Genomic DNA, 19,158 nt, shown 5'->3' on the forward strand with positions numbered 1-19,158 from the left:
AGGCGATGTTTGTATTATGGATGGAAACATCATTAACGCTAACGAACTAATGGACTTAGATCCCAGTGATTACTACCGAAATGGATTTGTCCTTTTTTGATATTTCAGAAGGAGTTTTTGTCAAAATGGGTTTGCAGAAAATTACAACGGAACTACCAAGTCCAGATGTTCTAGCCAATCAATTTTTTGTTCCGTCAACTGTCGATGTTGAGGATATTCCTGAAATAGTAGATAAGGCAATCCATGAAGCATTAATAAACCCCATGAAGTTTATAAGTGGGCTACCTATTTATAAAACCAAAACTGGTAATACATCAGCGTTCGTTGCAGGGTTTATCTTAGGGAATTTAATATAGGTGGAAAGATTGATTGTTTAATATAAAAAAGGAAATTTGTAAAACAGATACCTAAAGGAATGTGGGCTTTACTTCAATAGGGAGTAAAGCTTTTTCTAATTCAAGTAACGGGGCAGCAGTTTAAGAAGAAGGAGTAAAGAATTTTAAATGAAAAAATTTGGAATAATATTTTGTAATGACAATTTTGAAGGTGAGAACAATACCCCATTAAGGAGAGTATTAGTATGAAGTCATTACAGGACCCTAAAGAGATAGAAAAAGTAGGTAAATTTTACGAAATGAATACCAAAGCGAATCAAGACTATATAGCGTTTTGGAAGGTGCACACATTGTTGCATTGGGACTTTTGGGTAGGCTTACTATTCATAATAGCTCCGGTTATTTTTTGGATTCAATTTAGAAAAAAAGAAAGTTCGAATAGGCTCTTATTTGTGGGATTTTTTGTAATTATCATTACTTCATACTTTGATTTTTTGGGAGTTCAATTTGGTAAGTGGTATTACACAGGTAAGGTATTTCCAACTATCCCTTCCTATTTCCCCTGGGATTTCACCATTTTCCCTATTTTTGTTATGACCTTAATTCAGTTTAAACCATCCATATCACCTATCATTAAGGCCTTGTTCTTCGCAGGTTTCAGTGCCTTTGTTGGTGAACCTTTATTTCTTTGGTTAGGTTTTTATGTTATGAATGATTGGCATATTTATTATTCCTTTCCTATTTACTTTGTTATTTACTTAATAGCTCATAAAATGAGTACCGTAAATAATTTTGTACCGATAAAATAAAAAAACTACACTTAAATTAACGGTGGGGTTAGTGAAACATGACATTATTTCCATATCATAAAATTCGAAAACAAGAAGTCATTATAAAAACCCTGATTTTCTCCGATAGGCAGAAAAATCAGGGTTTTTATTTCAAAAAAATTTATTGAAAGTAAGATCAGTCCAGAAGAAGCTCTTCTCTATGATTTTTATCTAAATTTTTTCACTTATATTCATCCTTCTCTTCAATTTTTCTTCAGTAGATGAACCCTCAACAGGAGTAAAAATGCTGCACCAAAAATCTGTATTACCATGAACTTGTAAAGAAGATAAATTAAATAGCATTTTTCCTGCCTTGGAATGCCTAAATTCAATTAAAACTTCGGGTGCCATATTTACCTGATTTTCTTGCCATAAAGACTCAAACTCTGGATTAAGATTCGTCATTTCTTCGAGAAATTGAGTGTACCATTCATCCCCCATATATTGTCCATAATAAACCCGAAAGATGGATAGAAAACCTTTTACAAAATGCTCCCAATTGACAGCTAAAGACCTCAATTCTTTCCTCGTAAACACTAAGCGGATTAAGTTTCTCTGTTCAATGGGAATTTGTTCAAAATCTAAAAATACATAGGCTGCAGCAGAATTCCAACCGACGATTTGGAAATGTCGGTCAGTGATCAGAGAAGGGCAATATTTTAATTCTGTTAAAATTTTTTCTAAAGAAGGGGAAATTTTTGTTTGTAAAACTTCTTGTTTATACACATTTGTGTTTACTTCTAATGCTAAATCGTATAGATACTTTCGTTCATCGTTATTTAATTGTAGAGCAGTTGCTATTGAATCTAGTACAGAAGAAGAAACCTTAATATCTCGCCCTTGTTCCAGCCATGTGTACCAGGTAGTGCTCACTCCCGCTAACTGGGCGACTTCCTCTCTCCTTAATCCTGGTGTTCTCCTCCTAGCTCCTGTTGGAAATCCTAGTGATTGAGGTTGAATATTCGCACGTTTAGACTTTAAAAAAGTGGAAAGGGCTTCTAATCTAGTTTTACTATTCATGTTACGTTACTCCTGTCACAAAGTGTTAATCATATTACTAATTATACTAGGATAAACAACAACTTGTAATAGGATACGTATTGTGTGAAAATATGGATAATCTTTTACTAGGGGGGCATAAATATGGAACGAGTTGTGATTACAGGTATGGGAGTTGTCTCGCCTTTAGGAAACAACGTTGAAACATATTGGAGGAATTTAACCGAAGGCAGGTCTGGAATTTCTTCCATTCATACATTTGACGTAAGTAAACATAAAACCAAAATTGCTGGATTAGTAAAGGACTTTAATGCTGAAGATATACTTGGTCAGAAGGAAGCTAGGCGTATGGACAGATTTTGTCAATTCGCTCTCGTTGCAGCTGAACAAGCATGGAGCGATTCCAATCTGAACATTAAGGAAATAGATTTAGAGCGTCTTAGTGTATATGTTGGATCGGGAATTGGTGGAATTGAGACTTTGATGCAAAATATTGATGTACTTCGAGAAAGAGGACCACAAAGGGTAAGTCCAACCATGGTGCCTTCGATGATAGCAAATGCAGCTTCAGCACAAATAAGTATCAAATGGGGGGCATTGGGACCTTCTATGGCACCTGTTTCCGCTTGTGCAATTGGAAATACAGCTATTGGAGAGGCATTCAGAATTATTCGGTATGGTACGGCTGATGTAGCATTTGCTGGAGGGGCTGAGGCAGCCATAACAGAATTGTCTTTAGCCAGTTTTGGGAACGCAAAAGCGTTGTCTTCGAGGAATGATGAACCAAATGCTGCTAGTCGTCCTTTTGATGCAAATAGAGATGGATTTGTAATGTCTGAAGGTGCAGGAATTTTAATACTGGAATCTTTAACACATGCTTTACTTAGAAATGCACGAATTTATGCTGAAGTAATTGGATACGGTGCTAGTTCTGATGCCTATCACATGGTTTCTCCACATCCAGAAGGTAAAGGAGCCTATCTTGCCATGAAAATGGCTTTAAAAGATGCGTCCATTTCTACTGATGAAGTAGATGTAATCAGTGCCCATGCAACAAGTACAGAGTTAGGTGACATATCTGAAACAAATGCTATAAAAAAATTGTTTGGCGAACAAGCATACAAGATACCCGTTACGGCTAATAAGTCGATGACAGGTCATTTATTAGGAGCAGCTGGTGGAGTTGAAGCAATTGCATTAGCAAAAAGTCTCCAAGAGGGCATCATTCCGCCTACTATCAACTTAGAACAGCCTGATCCATTATGTGATTTAGATTATGTACCAAACGTAGCCCGACAAACAAATCTCAAAATAGGGATCTCCAATTCATTTGGGTTTGGCGGGCATAATGCAGTAATTGCATTGAAAAAGTATTCATTGTGAAAATAGTTTTATTAAAGAGAGAAAAGAAATGTACTTACTATCGGATTCCTTCTCTTCAATAAGAATAAAATCAAGGACCTTATTTTTGTGGTCCTTGATTTATATTTAAATATCAACAATATGGACTTTATGCGAAGCTGTTTAAATCTCTTGCTGCTTCAAAAGCTCGGAAGCAGGGATATCCAGGACGGTAGAGAACTTTAAGAGTGTTTGATCACTTGGAATTTGTTCCCCGGATTCATAATCTTCAATCGTTTGTGTTCCTATCCTCATTTTAAGTGCCAGTTCTTCTTGGGTCAGTTTCCGAAATTCACGAGCTGTCTTAATGGTTTGGCCAATGGAATTCATACGATTCACCTCTCTGATAATGATAGTTTCCCTCTATACAAGTATATCATGATTGGCACTTTCATATTTAATTACTTTTTGAACATTCTGCAAAATAATGCAAAAGAGACATTCCGACCTAGAACGTGATTACTGTATTTTTTCAATATAAAATTGGATGGAATATTGTGCGCTTCGAAAAATACAAACATATGTTATTTAACTAAAATGTCAGGTTTGTTAAATAAAAAATCAAATAATATCCAATAATGCATTATAATGGATGTTATGGAGGAGATGAAGGATGCAAGAAGATTTGAATAAAGCAATCTTATTAGAACTTAAAAAAATAAATCAAAAATTAGATGAATTAAATGAGGAGCCCCAAGGCTTATCTAAATCTATGAAGATTATTGCATTATTTATTGGATTCACAGTAATTGGACCATGTGTAGCAATATTATTTTCAAAGTTATTTGAATAACTATGGCTATTATTCTTCAAGAACCAAGAATACCTTTTCGTTATACAACGATCTGGTGCTAGAGTTTAACAAATGGGTGCTACGGCTATATTCTAAATCTTATTTAGTCTAATTAGACCTTTGTAAACAAAGAAAGAAGGTTTTTATATGAAATCTATATTATTAATCGGACAATCAAATATGGCAGGCAGAGGATTTATTGAGGATGTATCTCCGATTTATAATGAGCACATAAATATGTTGCGAAACGGTAGATGGCAAATGATGGCAGAACCACTTAATTTTGATCGTCACGTATCTGGTGTTGGTCCGGCTGCCTCTTTTGCTCAGGCTTGGACAGAGGATCATCCGGGTGAGTCCATTGGGGTCATACCATGTGCCGAGGGAGGGAGCTCTATTGATGATTGGGCAATTGATGGACTATTAACAAGACATGCGATTTCTGAAGCAAAATTTGCTATGGAAACAAGTGAAATAGTGGGAATTCTGTGGCATCAAGGAGAAAGCGACAGTTACGGAGAACGTTATAAGACGTATGAAGATAAGTTACTTTTATTATTAAAACACATGAGAGAAGAATTGAATGCACCAGATATCCCGATTATTATCGGTGAGTTGGGACATTATCTTGGAGAGGTTGGATTTGGAAAAAGCGCTGTAGAATATAAACAAATAAACCAGATATTATCTAAAATTGCTCATACCGAAAAAAATTGCTATTTTGTAACATCAAAAGGCTTAACTGCAAATCCAGATGGCATACATATTGATGCTATATCCCAGAGGAAATTTGGATTAAGATACTATGAAGCTTTTTCAAAACAAAAGCATGTTTTAGATATTTTAGACATAGAGCATGAATGGATTGAAAAGGTAGCAAAACGTGAACTAACTAAAAATGAACGTATATTTGTTCAAAGTACGAAGTTTGCTTTAGGACAATTGAGTTTTGGGGAGTTTTCAATTAATATCTCCAATATTAATGAAAGTAAGTAAAGCAAAATTGTTAAACAATCGGGCGCTTTTAATGAAATTTCAAGGTTCTTTTAAAAATAGTTAATAATTTATTCATATTTGATGGTTATAGTAGGACTATAAAATATTGAATAGGGAGTAGTGATTACGATGGATTTTAAGAATGATTTTTCAAATGAAAATTCATCATCTAAACCAGATTGGACCGAGGAACTACAAAACAGTATGAATCAAACCTTAAATGAGGAAAACACGTATCGATATAAAAATGTGGAACCAAAGAGAAGTGGGAAAAAGGTTTTTAAAGGAATTGTTTCAACGGTAGCAGCTGGTGTTGTTGGTTCTGTTTTAACCTTAACCGTTCTTCCATATACCAGTGCTTTCAAAAACCTAAATAACAATACAGCAAATTCACAATCAGCAGCCGATGTAGCTCCGGTTAATCAAGTAGCAGCTAGTCCGGCAGTTACAAGCAATTCAGGATCGATTGCCAATACGGTTGCAAGAGTTTCAAAATCAATTGTCGGCATTGAAAACTATCAACAGCAAGATAATAGTAATGATTCTTTTGGTAATAGTAATGACCCTTTTGGTAATAGTAATGATCCCTTTGGTAATAGTGATGGTAATAGTGGGGATGGCAGCTTTGGTGATTTTGGAAATTCTAATGGATCCAGTGATTCAAGTGGAACAATCGACAATTCCCAACCTACTGATACCGGCTCAGGAATTATCTTTAAAAAGGCTGGTAATTACGCCTATATTGTAACGAATAACCATGTTGTTGAAGGTGCATCTAAAATAAATATCTCACTATATAATGGAACAAAGACTAAAGCAACATTAGTGGGAACCGATGCTTTAACAGATCTTGCCGTTTTAAAAATCGATTCAAAATATGTAACCGACACCGCTCAATTTGGGGATTCTTCAACCCTCCGCCCTGGTGACCAAGTGTATGCGATTGGGAATCCGCTCGGACTTGATTTATCAAGAACAGTCACATCCGGAATTGTAAGTGCGATGAATCGAACCATTTCCGAATCGACATCTGCAGGCGATTGGGATACAAATGTTATCCAGACGGATGCTGCGATTAACCCTGGGAATAGTGGAGGTGCCTTAATCAGCTCTCAAGGCTTGGTAATGGGTATTAATAGTGCAAAAATTTCAGAAACTGGTGTAGAAGGAATAGGTTTCGCGATTCCAAGCGATGACGCCATTCCAATCATTAACCAATTAATTAAAAATGGTAAAATTGATCGCCCATATCTTGGCGTAGGGTTGGTAGATTTAAGCCAGATTCCGCAATATTATTGGCAGAACCTTCCTTCCAATGTTACCCAAGGCGTTATGATTGCCAATATCGACTCCCATTCAGCTGCAGCCAGCAGTGGATTACAACCAAAAGACGTCATTGTTTCAATGAATGGAACACCAATTACTAGTTCAACAAAATTAAGGGAATATTTATATACAAAGGCCAAAATCGGCGATAACGTGAATATTGGCTTATACCGGAATGGCAGTCTTAAGCATATTTCAGTAAAACTTACAGCTAAATAAGAGTACCAAAATAGTAAAAAGAAGAGGATGTCCCAAAAGTATAACTTTTAGAGGGCATCCTCTTTTAATTTATATTATTTTGCTAATTCAAAGCTTGCCATCATTTCTTTCAAAAGTTTGGATATTGAAGAATCGTAGTAAAAATCTTTAAATGTGAAAAACTACAAAGCAACTCTTTTTGCAGAGTTGGCTGGATAATTCACGGAAAAATCTATGGTTTATTGATGTTTCTGCTTTCGGCGATATTGGCATATCGAGAAAACTAATAACTAAAAATGCTAATATTAATAACTTGATTTTCAATACTTATCAGCTCCTTTATTTATTGTCCCCAAATTACCTTTCAAGTATGTTTTATGTATTAGTAACGGGAATGCTAAGTAAGAGGAGTGCATGTAAGATTAAAAAAGATATTTAAAATTAGCGGATAATTTTCGGTTAAACTGCAGAATAGAGCTCGGATCGGGGTATATAAGCGGAGGTTTTCCGATTAAGCAAAGAAAAATCACCCATTTTTCATGTTTTTTGAGTCAATAGTCGGAATCTCTCCGTCTATTTTAGCTATTTTCATTGCAATTTCCTAGGTAAGAGAAATTTCTCCGCTTATTTTCCTCATAAGTAAAACCGTTACCATTTTTCGCAGGCAGATTTCTTTAGGAGCAGTTATTTACAGAGGTAACTAACAGCAATACCAAATCACAATGATTTTGACATATATACACGCCTATAACCATCCTCTATTCGACGCTCCACTTCCATAAATCCCAATTTGGGATAGTACATAAGATTTTCCGTCATTAACTCGTTAGTGTATAGGCTTACTTCCTGAAGATGTGCCTCTTCAGCAAAAGTTATAGCAAATTCAATCAATTTACGTCCAATTCCCTGTCCTTGGAAACTAGGATGAACGGCTACATTTTCTATCAACAAAAAAGTTTCTTTCGGAATCAGTACAATAAAACCTAGTAATTGTTCATTCTCAGTGATTACATAGACAAGATTTTTCGAAATGAGTTCCATATAGTCTGCCAGCATGGGAGCTGGCTTTTTCCCGATTCGATCGATGTATATGCTATATGCCGCATTCACACATTCACATATAGACTGCTGTTGGTGCTGCTCAGCAAGTTTAATATTCATAGTTATCTACTCTCCATTTCTAAATACAGCCTTATGCATGTAAGTTTATCGACAGGCAGCTTGAATGCGTCTTAACCTGAATGAGAAAGTCCTCCACCCAGCCGATTCCAATTCAAAAATTTACTCAGTATGTAGGAATAGATGATCGTAAAAGCAATCCCACTAATAATCGAGGTGAAACCGTAAACGGTCAGGCCAATCAATAAGATCAACAGATTAATGCATCTGATCGCAACAGCGATATCTATTTTTTTATTTTTAACATGTAAAATCAGGGCAATGACATCGAACCCGACCGTCGATGCATTGGCCGCCAAACATAAGTAATACCCTATAGCCAATAAGAAAGAGGCGATCAGAACAACAAGAACAACGTTTAAATGGATACTGATCCTGATTGCGTAAAAAAAGTTAAAAAAGATCATATAACAACAGCTGCTTAAAATAGATTTAAGGAAATTATCCTTCCCAAGGAAAATCAAACAGAATAGTAGTAACAGGAAAGTTACCATATTTGCAAGCAGGGCGATATTTCCTCCCGTCATAGCATGTAAAATTAAGGCTGCACTGGTAACGCCACCATTAATGATTTTATACGGAACAATCAGATAAGCATAAGAAACAGTAATGAAGATATTTCCTATTATGATTTTTAATATATCCTTCAATGGACACTTCCTTTCCAAGGCCAGTCGAAAGCCCTCGACCTTCCTCAACTTCTAGCTGTAGGCACTGTTCTCCTTTATCTATTATTTCTACATACGAGGAACAAATCCTTTGACAAACCTTTTTTAAGTCCTGATTAATCCTGAATTCTTGTAATTCAGAATATTATAATATATTATGTACAATAAATTGATTAATAGACTCGATACGTTTATAACATTGGTCATTTCTGCATTCTCATAATGCAAAATTGCACTATACAATGTAATCTTGCATTATACAGTGACAAACTAAGCGACATGTACATTTAGGAATGCAATTCTGAATCTTCTTAATTTTAGTTTAATAGTATTGATGCAATATTGCATTATCTAAGTTCTTTTTTACTGCAATATTGCCTTAAGAATGGTGCAACTAAATATTGGCACAGTTCTTGCAATAATAAAAATGAAGACGCTTACAATGGAGGTTAATGACATGAAACGGTTTGAAAATAAAAAAGTATTGATCACTGGTGCTGGTAGCGGCATTGGAAAAAGAACAGCCATTGCTTTTGCTAAGGAAGGAGCGAAGATCTATCTTAATGACCTTCCCAACCAAGAAAATGTTTATCTAGTAAAAGAAGAATTGCTAAACCTTGGAGTTCAGGCTGAACTTAAACTTGGGAATATTTCGGATCCGGAACAGGTTAGAGAAATGTTTAGCAGCATAGAAAATCTTGATATTTTAGTAAACAACGCGGGATATCTGCAGGAAGTACCTGCGATTGAGTTAACGGATAACGATTGGGATAACATGATCAAGGTGCATTTATACGGGACATTCTATTGCTGCAGAGAAGCTGGAAGACATATGCTCAATCAAGGTTCAGGAAGAATTATTAATATATCTTCTGACCTTGGACAATTAGGATGTGAACAGTTGGTCCATTATAGTGCGGCTAAAGGTGGAATTATTTCTTTAACGAAAGCGCTCGCAAGGGAATGGGGGCCAAAAGGTGTTCATGTAAACTCCATTGCTCCAGGAGGAACTCTCACTCCTTTAGTAGAAAGGTTAGGGCCAGATTATGTGATAGAAGAGGCAGCCAAGTATCCGCTAAAAAGACTGGCCGATCCTAGTGAAATAGCGAATGTTATTCTTTTTCTAGCTTCAGAGGAAGCAAGCTTTATGACAGGACAAATTGTCGGAGTGAACGGGGGAGGGGTTATGAACGGCTAATATCATAGTGGACATTAAAACATCGCTTAAAATCATGATAGATAAATCAAGGATGAGAAAGGGGTAAAGGTATGGGATTTTCTAAATTTATCGGGTATGACCGACACGGTACGATTAAAGAATTGCCGACAACCTTGAATAAAGGCCGGCTCAATACGTTTGAAGTGGTCATGGCGGCACTCGGCTTTAATGCACCAGCATGGGTGGCTGCATCGTCGATGTCAATTCTTTATTCTATCTCGGGGAAAGCTTCACCTCTAGCCATTTTGATTGCTTATTTTTTTCCGATGCTAGTTATTGCTTTAACGATGGTCTATCTCACTCGGCAAGCACCCTCTGCGGCAGGAGTGTTTACCTTCTCTGAGAAGTTTATTCATCCACATGCTGCAACGGTGTTAGGCTGGTCCTATGTCATCTGTTGTGCAACTGTGACGCCAATGACCGCCCTTATCGGTACGGAGTATATTCAAGCCTTGATTCCAGGGCTGCATGGAGAACTTGCCGCAAAACTGATCGGCACCGTATTAATTCTATTATTCTTGGTGGTATGTCTGAGGGGAATCGATATCACCGCTAAAGTCGCTGGTACATTCTTGATATTTGAAATCCTTGTTGTTGCCGGACTTGGATTATGCGGAATTATTCATCCACAAGTACATGATCTATCTTTTTCTTCGCTTTATTCTGTTAAAGAAGCAGGGGGCTGGTCTGTTATGGGACCTGCGGTTTTATTTGGAGTTTGGATGCTCGCAAACTTTGACTCTGCCATTAATTTAATTGAAGAAGCGAAGGTTCCTGTCAGAACAATACAGCGCTCTCTTATATTAGTCGTAACCTCTGCCTTTATCATCTACAGTATCGCGGCCATTGGGTGGCAATACGCTGTTCCTGTGAAAAAATTATCTTCCATCGTTGAAAGCGGGAATGGTGGTCCTATTGCGGCTGTTGCGCATGTATACTTACCGCCTGCACTCAGCTGGATTGCCTTGTTTGTTGTTATTACTTCCGCGTGTGCAGGATTGCAAATTTCATTAACTTCCGGTTCTCGTGCTGCTTACCGGATGAGTATTGAAGGGCATTTGCCAAAGGTGCTTAGTTCGATTAATAAACGTAAGGTACCATGGTTCGTCAATCTCATTATTTGTTCGTATGCCACTGTTTTAATTTGGATCAAGCCGCTTGCTCAACTGCAATGGTATTATGATGTGATCACCATCACGTTAGTATTCTCTTATATTGCAATATTAGTATCTTTTATTAGGGCAATGTTTATGCAGAAGAGCAAAGGGGTAGCTACAATTGCCTCCATACTTCCTGTTTTCGCCATTGGGGTCTTAGGGTACATCGGTTATACAGCAGGAGCTGTGCCAGTTAGTCCTGAAGATTTATATAATGCTTGGTATTTAGGAGCAGGGATTATTATTACAGGTATTGGCTGGGTCCTATATGGGAAGAGAAATCGGAAAAAAGCGACGATCAATTTGGAGATTTCCGAACAAGCCAAATAAAAGGTTCATTATTAGAAGGTGGCTCTGCCCAGGGCCATTTTTCTAGGATTCAATAATGCAAAAACACATTGGGGGATGTTTGCTTGCATTTTATATCCTATTACTCGGAGGTGACCTATGATCAAAACGGAGCAATTGCCAGAAACGTTAGCTTGGTTTCTATTAGATGCGAACCCTAACCCTGTAATCGTATGGAATCAATTAGGAGAGATCGTTTACTCCAATCAAACCGCTCAAAACAACTTCTCTCTTGAAGAGTCGAAAAAATTATTCCCGAATGGCCAAGAAATGCGATCTTCTATTTCGATTAGGGAGCAGATCTTCCAATGCCGGTACACAAGTCTTGAATCTTATTGGATTTGCTATTTAGAAGAAACGACAGAAGTGGAAAATTTAAAAGAAAAAAATAAGGATCTGGAGATTATCTTTGAATCCTCTTATGATGAGATCTTTGTGACAGATGGTCACGGGATTGTCCTTCGAGTCAATCCTGCTGGAGAAAAACAATACGGTCTCACAGAAGGGCAAATGGTTGGCAGGAAGGCCCAGGATTTAAGTGTAGATGGTTATTTTTCGCCTTCATTAACCCCTAGCATTATCAAACATAAGAAGCGTATGTCAACGGTCCAAAAAACAAAAGATAATCGGATTTTGTACGTGACGGGGAATCCCGTATTAGATCAGGAAGACCATTTAATTCGAATCATTTTTAACTGTAGAGACCTTACGGATATGAAACAAATGGAAAGAAGATTAGAAGATACAGAGAACCTTCTATCAACCTATCGCACGGAATTAGTGGAAATGTCAAAAGGCTTGGATGTTCCAATGGTAGTAGAATCTGCGCTCATGCAAGGAGTCATTGAAGTAGTAAGTAAGGTGGCACCGGTGGATTCTACCATCTTAATTACTGGGGAATCGGGAGTGGGAAAATCAAACATTGCGAAGCAAATTCATGAATGGAGTCTCAGAAAAAAAGGGCCGTTTATTCAAGTGAACTGCGGAGTGATTCCTGAAACCCTTTTTGAATCAGAATTATTCGGGTACGAGTCGGGTGCATTTACTGGAGCACGGAAGGATGGAAAAAAGGGTCTGGTAGAGCTTGCTGAGGGAGGGACACTATTTCTGGATGAAATCGGTGAACTTCCTTTACAGATACAAGTTAAGCTGCTTGAGCTGATTCAGGAACATCAATACCGAAGTGTCGGCAGTAACAAAATTCGAAAGTCCAATATCCGAATTGTCGCTGCCACCAATAAGGATCTAAAAAAACTTTTATCGGAGGGGTTGTTTCGGGAGGATTTGTATTTCCGTCTGAATGTCATACCTATTCACATTCCTCCCCTAAGGCACCGGACAGAAGATATTCCTAAATTAATAGATAGTTCGTTAAACAAATTTAATGAGAAGTATGGACTTATGAAGCATCTTGAAGCAGAGGTCCGACAGAAGCTTTTAGCCTTTCATTGGCCTGGCAACATTAGAGAACTTGAAAATTTATTGGAACGACTGGTGCTTACATCAAAAAGGACCGGAATTGGTCTTCATGACCTCCCAGAAACAATGAATACGGAGAAACCGAAATCGGCTATTACTGTCCATCGAATCATCCCGCTAAAAAATGCGGTTGAATTTGTAGAGGCAGAACTGCTCCGAAGGGCATACAAGGAATATGGTTCAACCTATCGAATGGCGGAGATTTTATGTGTCAATCAATCTACAATTGTCCGCAAGGTAGGGAAATATGAAAAATGGATCAAAGGAGGTTTTCTTGAATGATGACCACATTTAAATGGCCAAACGGAAAAAAAGCTGCCGTCACACTGAGCTTTGATGTAGATGCAGAGTCAGGCTGGATCCTTGATAAGGAAAATCATAAACGGTTATCGTTGCTGTCTTCTGGAGCCTATGGGCGTAGGGTTGGGGTGGACAGAATTCTCCGGCTTCTCGACAAACACGAGTTAAAAGCGCAGTTTTTTATCCCAGGTTATACGGCAGAAATTGATGAAGAATTAGTGAAGAAAATCCATGGACAAGGACATGATATTGGCTGTCATGGGTATCTCCATGAAAGGACAGATACACTCTCCTATGAAGAAGAGGATCAAATATTAGCAAAGTCAAAAGAAATATTAGCTAAAATAACGGGTCAAACCCCTGTAGGATTTCGGGCTCCATTATGGGAAGTGACCAAACAGACGCTGGCTCTTTTAGAGAAGCATGAGTTTGTTTTTGATAGCAGTCTTATGGGCAACGATGTCCCTTATGTCGTGCCAGCAGACAAAGGAAAGCTTTTAGAACTTCCTGTCACTTGGCTTTTAGATGATTGGGAGCAATTTGCCTATTCTGCGGTACCACAATCTGGTTTCGCCATTGAGGATCCAGAAAAGGTTCTTCGGATGTGGAAGGCGGAATTTAGTGCGATGTATGAGGAAGGACGTTATTTTCTTCTTACCATGCATCCTGAGATTATCGGAAGGGCTTCCAGAATGAAAATGCTGGATGATTTGATTACATTCATCAAGTCCCATTCAGATATTTGGTATTGTACGCCAAAGGATCTTTATGAGGCTTGGAGCAATGGAGAACTTGTATTAGATGAATATCCATATTAGAAATGAGGGGAAGTAAATGACAGAAAAATTTGAGTTGCCAAACCCAGCCACCATGCCAAGGTTTGCAGGTATCCGTACATTTATGAGATTGCCATACCAACAGGAAATATCGAATAAAGATTTTGTCATCCTCGGAGCACCATTCGATACATCAGCCACTTACCGAAGCGGGGCACGTTTTGGACCGGAAGCCATTCGCCGAAGTTCCGTGTTGCTGCGTCCCGCTAACGTGTACCACCAGATTCGCCCCAGCGATTATTTGGATGGTGTCGACGGTGGTGACATCATGGTCATTCCTGGAAATACAGGGTTAAGTCATCAGAATATTACCTCCCATGTGAAAGAATGGGTTGCAAATGGGACGGTTCCTATTGTTCTTGGCGGAGATCATTCCATTTCGCTGGCAGAATTGAGAGCGGTTGCAAGTGTACATGGCCCCTTGTCACTGGTTCATTTTGACGCACATGGTGACACATGGGATGAATACTGGGGAGAAAAATATACGCACGGAACCCCATTCCGCAGGGCATTAGAAGAAGGAATCATTGATCCTTCCCGTTCCATTCAAATCGGCATGAGAGGAACCGTATATGATCCGAACGATATCAATGAAGCTAGGGAACTCGGATTTGAGGTGATAACCGCCGATGAGATGCGGATCATCGGGTTGGATGAAACGATGAAACGAGCCAGACAGAGAGTGGGACAAAACAAAGTTTTCCTCACTTTTGATATTGATTTTCTCGATCCCGTTTATGCGCCTGGAACGGGTACCCCGGAAATTGCCGGGTTCACTAGTGCCGAAGCGCAACACCTCCTCCGGCAGTTAAAGGGGTTAAATTTTGTTGGATTTGATTTGGTAGAGGTTCTTCCAGCACTAGACCCGACTGAAGTCACCGCATTGACAGGTGCCACGATTGTTTTTGAATTTTTAAGTTTACTAGCTGATGCAAAAAGAGGCCAAACAGTTAAGGAGGACTTTTCATGAGTGTTCTAGTAACTGGGGGGATGGGTTTTTTAGGTTCAACCCTTGTCCGGATGCTGCGGGAGCAGGGAGAAACCGTTGTCAGTTTCGATAGGAGGGCTCTCGATCATAATCCGGATTCCAATCTCATCTATGTTCAAGGTGATCTTTTAGATTTACCGCTCTTGATTGAGACCATTAAAAAACATAATGTAACAGGAATCATCCATACGGCCGCAATCTCACATCCTTATTTTTCACGTGAGATTCCTTACCAAACCGTTATGACGAACGCACTTGGAACCACAAATGTCTTCGAGGCCGCCCGTTTAAACGGGGTCAAGCGAATTGTCAATCTCAGCTCTGAGTGTGCCTATGGAAATAATCAGGAGCAAGGGACGATTAATGAAGATGCCCCGTTGAATCCGACCACCCCATATGGAGCCACAAAGGTGTTTACGGAAAAATTAGGACGGGTTTATTCAGAGTTGTATGGAATGGAAATTCCGTCATTGCGGCCCGGTTGGATTTATGGTCCCGGTCAATTTATGCAATGCTATATGAAGACATTAGTTCGGAATGCGATTGATCACGTTCCTACCATTGAAGAACAAGGGATTGATTACCGGTTCCAGTATGTTCATGTGACAGATGTAGCTGCCGCCTCGATTCTGGCTTTGACCGTTCCGGCATCTAATCTTCGACATGGAGTTTATAATATTACAGCGGGAACACAAATTTCTTATGCAGAATTGGTAGATTATTTGAAAGAACTATTTCCTGATGCAGACATCCAAATTGGCGATGGAACCATTGATGTCCTTGACCAGAATGCTAAATTTGATATCTCAAGAGCCAAAGAAGATTTGGGGTATCACCCAAAGGTTCAACTTAAGGACGGAATGACTGCTTATGCAAAGTGGCTGCAGAATCATCCTTTCTAACTTTAAACTCGGTGGCAGCGTTAGAATCCTTTTTTCATAAAAATAATGAACAATTTTAATGGAATTGTTCATTAATTAACAAATTTTAATCATTTAACAATTGTAAGTCTCACTTTTATTTTTATACTTAAAATTGACGATTAAAAATATTTGGAAAGTGAGTGACTTGCAAATGGAATATACGAAACTTGGAAATACAGGATTGGATGTATCCAGACTTTGCCTTGGCTGTATGGGTTTTGGAGAAAAGGAACGTTGGATGCATCCGTGGGTAATAGATGAAGAAAACAGTCGTACAGTTATGAAAAAAGCTCTTGAGTTAGGGTTCAATTTTTTTGATACTGCGAACACTTACTCCGATGGAACGAGTGAAGAATTTCTCGGACGTGCCCTTAAAGATTTTGCCAATCGAGATGAAATTGTCATTGCAACGAAGGTTTATTTTCCATTGGGAAAAGACTTAAACAGCAAAGGCCCGAACAGTATAGGATTATCACGAAAACATATTATGAGAGAAATTGATCAGAGTCTGAAACGTCTTGGGACTGATTATGTGGACCTGTACCAAATTCATCGCTGGGATTACAATACACCAATTGAAGAGACGATGGAAGCCCTCCATGATTTAGTAAAGGCTGGTAAAGTAAGATACATAGGTGCTTCTGCTATGTACGCATGGCAGTTTTTGAAGGCGAACCATGTGGCTGAGAAAAATGGGTGGACCAGATTTGTTTCGATGCAAAATCACCTTAACCTCATTTACCGTGAGGAGGAACGGGAGATGCTGCCGCTATGTAAGGAAGAAAAAATCGGCGTGATCCCATATAGTCCTCTTGCGTCAGGCAGACTAACTCGTGATTGGTCGGAAGACACTCTTCGTTCTGAAACAGATCAAACACAGAAATCAAAATACGGTGCCACTGAAAATAACGACCGTCTTGTTGTGGAACGAGTTGCGGAGTTGGCGGAAAAACATGGTGTGGCAAGATCTCAAATTGCTCTTGCTTGGTTACTTCAGAAAGAACCAGTCACAGCTCCTATTATTGGTGCTACAAAAATTTCTCACCTTGAAGATTCCGTGGGTGCTCTATCGGTAAAGTTAACCACTAAAGAAGTTGCGTACTTGGAAGAGCCTTATGTTCCACATCCTGTGGTTGGAGCTTTAGCTTCTAAGTAATATTGTTTCAGTAATAGCTTTTTTGAAAGCAAAACCCTGATTTCCTTATTGATCATTCAGACAAAACCTAAATCGATAAATAAGAGAAGCTTTTGAAGTCTCCTATTTTGTGATTTAGGTTTTTTCATTAAAAACCTCAATATAGTCATTTTTTTAGGAGGAATCACTCAATGCTTATTATAGATTCCTCTCTAACAAAATTCCCACCTGTTCTGCCATGACTTGAGGTGGATAAGGCATTCCATTCGTGATCCACCATTCTACGACCCCAACATATGAAGTGACAATAAATTGAAGAAGAACATCTTCATTTAATTCATGATTCTTTCCTTGTGATGTATCGACTTCATCCTTGAATTCTTCGATTAAAAACTCATGGAACTTCCTACGAAAGGAAGGAGCCCCTTTACTTGCTAACATCGTTGAAAAGAATAAATAATGACTTTTAAGGTATTCAAACCAAGGCAAATTTGCGTCTGTATATTCTACTGAGGAGGTTGCTTCACAGATTTCCCCCATTTCGTCAATATGCTCCTCAATGAGTCTATCCAATAGATCAAACTTATCCATGTAATGAAGATAGATGGTTCCTCGGCTAACATTGGCCGTATCGGAAATATCCTGTATCGTAATGTCATCAAAACTTTTTTCTGACATCAGTTCAATCAAGGCTTTTTTTAGCGGGGAGCTTTTATTACCGGGGCTGATTTCCTAATTGACGGTGGAGCGACAGCTTCTTATTTCTACGGACCACTAAAACCAGCAAATCTCTAACTTCAAAAATGCTTGAGAGGCTGATGTAGTCTCTGCTATGAACGATTCCTAGGCCATCTTTAATATCCATTTTTGGTTGCCTGAATGCTTCCCTTATTTGGATCCGTGTAGTTCCGCTCTTATCTGTTTTGGGAGGCTGGTTAAGCACCCGATCTGATAAATAGAAGGAGAAATTTCTCTTAATTTGTAAAATGCACTGAAAATAGCTTTAATAGACGGAGAGATTCCGCCTATTAACTCGAAAAACATGAAAATGGGAGATTTTTCTTCGCATAACCGGAAATCCTCCCTTTATTTCTCCCGAAAAGAACTCCATTCTGAAATTAACCGAAAAATCTCCGCTAATTTTAAATAACTCTCCATTTTTGTTTTTATATTTGTATGCAAAAAAACCTAAATGAATCTATCATTTATCTTTACTGAATAGAAAAAGTGAAGACAATAGAATGATTTTTAACATTACCTATCTAAAATAAATCGTAAAGCAGCATCAACATGAATTGTTGTCGTATCAAAAATTGGCCGATCGACATGCTCATGCTTCAGAATCATGGCAAGCTCAGTGCACCCCAGAATGACACCTTCAATTCCATGTCGCTTGTTGCGTTCGATAATATTCAAGAGAACTTCCCGAGAGGAATCGATAATTCGACCAAGACACAATTCCTCGTATATGATCCGGTTCACACTTAAAATATCGCTCGTCTCAGGCACAATGACGTCCAGTCCTAATGCTGAGAGGCGATCTGTCAGGAATGGTTGTTCCATCGTGTAGCGAGTACCGAGAAAAAGAACACGAGAAATTCCCGATTCGAGTACTGCTTTTGCTGTAGCATCCCCGATGTGAAGGAGTGGAATGGAAACAGCAGGTATAATCGAATCTGCTACCTTGTGCATCGTATTCGCAGCGATTACGATACATTCTGCCCCACCTTGTTCAAGCTTACGGGCAATCTCTGCATAGATTTCACCAGCTTTTTCCCAATCACCTGCTCGTTGTAAAGTTTCAATTTCTGCGAAATCCACGCTCCACAGCAAGATTTTTGCTGAATGAAGCCCACCAAGATCCGATTGAATGCCATGATTAAGGGCTGTATAGTAATGAAGGGTCGACTCCCAGCTAGTTCCCCCGATAATACCAATCGTTTTCAATTTTTTTCCTCCTCATGGGAAAGTACTTCTTTCTGAACTTTTTAATAAACATACGTCCATATTTAATTCGATATATTTCATACAATTCCCTGCAAAATAAA

Annotated in this window: 19 protein-coding genes; 13 read left to right on the plus strand and 6 right to left on the minus strand. The window is 38.5% G+C overall.

The annotated features are described in order from the left end of the window. Positions 1–65 precede the first annotated feature (65 nt). Positions 66–356 carry a hypothetical protein gene (locus ACZ5XR_RS12575; RefSeq protein ID WP_464501972.1) on the plus strand — a complete coding sequence of 97 codons (291 nt, stop codon included), beginning with the start codon at positions 66–68 and terminating at the stop codon, positions 354–356. A 224-nt stretch (positions 357–580) separates the two neighbouring features. Further along, the gene (locus tag ACZ5XR_RS12580; RefSeq protein WP_464501973.1) at positions 581–1,144 is read left to right on the plus strand and encodes a CBO0543 family protein; all 564 of its coding nucleotides are present in this window, start codon (positions 581–583) and stop codon (positions 1,142–1,144) included. 192 nt (positions 1,145–1,336) lie between these two features. Here ACZ5XR_RS12580 and ACZ5XR_RS12585 read toward each other — a convergent pair whose 3' ends face one another. After that, positions 1,337–2,185, minus strand: coding sequence for a helix-turn-helix transcriptional regulator (locus ACZ5XR_RS12585; protein WP_464501974.1), 849 nt, complete (start codon positions 2,183–2,185; stop codon positions 1,337–1,339). 123 nt (positions 2,186–2,308) lie between these two features. On the opposite strand from ACZ5XR_RS12585, the gene fabF reads away from it, so the two are divergent. Then, positions 2,309–3,547, plus strand: coding sequence for a beta-ketoacyl-ACP synthase II (gene fabF, locus ACZ5XR_RS12590; RefSeq protein WP_464501975.1), 1,239 nt, complete (start codon positions 2,309–2,311; stop codon positions 3,545–3,547). 141 nt (positions 3,548–3,688) lie between these two features. Here fabF and ACZ5XR_RS12595 read toward each other — a convergent pair whose 3' ends face one another. Continuing rightward, positions 3,689–3,895 (minus strand): helix-turn-helix domain-containing protein, encoded by a 207-nt coding sequence (locus ACZ5XR_RS12595; protein ID WP_464501976.1) that lies wholly within the window; start codon positions 3,893–3,895, stop codon positions 3,689–3,691. 283 nt (positions 3,896–4,178) lie between these two features. Between ACZ5XR_RS12595 and ACZ5XR_RS12600 the strand changes: the two genes are divergently transcribed. The 3 genes from ACZ5XR_RS12600 to ACZ5XR_RS12610 all read left to right on the plus strand — a co-directional run bounded on the left by ACZ5XR_RS12600 (position 4,179) and on the right by ACZ5XR_RS12610 (position 6,899). After that, positions 4,179–4,358: a hypothetical protein gene (locus ACZ5XR_RS12600; protein WP_464501977.1), complete on the plus strand. Its 180-nt coding sequence runs from the start codon at positions 4,179–4,181 to the stop codon at positions 4,356–4,358. 147 nt (positions 4,359–4,505) lie between these two features. After that, positions 4,506–5,354: a sialate O-acetylesterase gene (locus ACZ5XR_RS12605; RefSeq protein ID WP_464501978.1), complete on the plus strand. Its 849-nt coding sequence runs from the start codon at positions 4,506–4,508 to the stop codon at positions 5,352–5,354. A gap of 129 nt (positions 5,355–5,483) precedes the next feature. Next, the gene (locus ACZ5XR_RS12610) at positions 5,484–6,899 is read left to right on the plus strand and encodes a S1C family serine protease (RefSeq protein WP_464501979.1); all 1,416 of its coding nucleotides are present in this window, start codon (positions 5,484–5,486) and stop codon (positions 6,897–6,899) included. 696 nt (positions 6,900–7,595) lie between these two features. On the opposite strand, the gene ACZ5XR_RS12615 is transcribed toward ACZ5XR_RS12610, so the two are convergent. Next, positions 7,596–8,039 carry a GNAT family N-acetyltransferase gene (locus tag ACZ5XR_RS12615; protein ID WP_464501980.1) on the minus strand — a complete coding sequence of 148 codons (444 nt, stop codon included), beginning with the start codon at positions 8,037–8,039 and terminating at the stop codon, positions 7,596–7,598. Positions 8,040–8,110: 71 nt separating this feature from the next. Continuing rightward, positions 8,111–8,707 (minus strand): YitT family protein, encoded by a 597-nt coding sequence (locus tag ACZ5XR_RS12620; RefSeq protein WP_464501981.1) that lies wholly within the window; start codon positions 8,705–8,707, stop codon positions 8,111–8,113. A gap of 475 nt (positions 8,708–9,182) precedes the next feature. Between ACZ5XR_RS12620 and ACZ5XR_RS12625 the strand changes: the two genes are divergently transcribed. The 7 genes from ACZ5XR_RS12625 to ACZ5XR_RS12655 all read left to right on the plus strand — a co-directional run bounded on the left by ACZ5XR_RS12625 (position 9,183) and on the right by ACZ5XR_RS12655 (position 17,131). Then, positions 9,183–9,923 (plus strand): SDR family NAD(P)-dependent oxidoreductase, encoded by a 741-nt coding sequence (locus ACZ5XR_RS12625; RefSeq protein WP_464501982.1) that lies wholly within the window; start codon positions 9,183–9,185, stop codon positions 9,921–9,923. Positions 9,924–9,994: 71 nt separating this feature from the next. Further along, positions 9,995–11,431 (plus strand): APC family permease, encoded by a 1,437-nt coding sequence (locus ACZ5XR_RS12630; RefSeq protein WP_464501983.1) that lies wholly within the window; start codon positions 9,995–9,997, stop codon positions 11,429–11,431. Positions 11,432–11,548: 117 nt separating this feature from the next. Next, the gene (locus tag ACZ5XR_RS12635; protein ID WP_464501984.1) at positions 11,549–13,210 is read left to right on the plus strand and encodes a sigma-54 interaction domain-containing protein; all 1,662 of its coding nucleotides are present in this window, start codon (positions 11,549–11,551) and stop codon (positions 13,208–13,210) included. Beyond that, positions 13,207–14,046, plus strand: a complete 840-nt coding sequence (locus tag ACZ5XR_RS12640; RefSeq protein WP_464501985.1) for a polysaccharide deacetylase family protein — start codon at positions 13,207–13,209, stop codon at positions 14,044–14,046. Before ACZ5XR_RS12635 ends, ACZ5XR_RS12640 begins: the two co-directional genes overlap by 4 nt. A 16-nt stretch (positions 14,047–14,062) precedes the next feature. Next, a complete protein-coding gene (gene speB / locus ACZ5XR_RS12645; protein ID WP_464501986.1) occupies positions 14,063–15,034 on the plus strand; it encodes an agmatinase in 972 nt (323 codons plus the stop codon). Beyond that, positions 15,031–15,954, plus strand: coding sequence for an NAD-dependent epimerase/dehydratase family protein (locus ACZ5XR_RS12650; protein ID WP_464501987.1), 924 nt, complete (start codon positions 15,031–15,033; stop codon positions 15,952–15,954). Before speB ends, ACZ5XR_RS12650 begins: the two co-directional genes overlap by 4 nt. A 172-nt stretch (positions 15,955–16,126) precedes the next feature. Continuing rightward, complete coding sequence (locus ACZ5XR_RS12655) at positions 16,127–17,131, plus strand: aldo/keto reductase (protein ID WP_464501988.1); 1,005 nt, start codon at positions 16,127–16,129, stop codon at positions 17,129–17,131. 177 nt (positions 17,132–17,308) lie between these two features. Here ACZ5XR_RS12655 and ACZ5XR_RS12660 read toward each other — a convergent pair whose 3' ends face one another. Together ACZ5XR_RS12660 and ACZ5XR_RS12665 are read right to left on the minus strand one after the other, a co-directional pair. Next, positions 17,309–17,839, minus strand: coding sequence for a TetR/AcrR family transcriptional regulator (locus tag ACZ5XR_RS12660; protein WP_464502296.1), 531 nt, complete (start codon positions 17,837–17,839; stop codon positions 17,309–17,311). A gap of 525 nt (positions 17,840–18,364) precedes the next feature. After that, positions 18,365–19,057: an aspartate/glutamate racemase family protein gene (locus ACZ5XR_RS12665; RefSeq protein ID WP_464501989.1), complete on the minus strand. Its 693-nt coding sequence runs from the start codon at positions 19,055–19,057 to the stop codon at positions 18,365–18,367. Between the last annotated feature and the right edge of the window lie 101 nt (positions 19,058–19,158).

It is taken from the genome of Neobacillus sp. Fa239 (assembly GCF_055395235.1).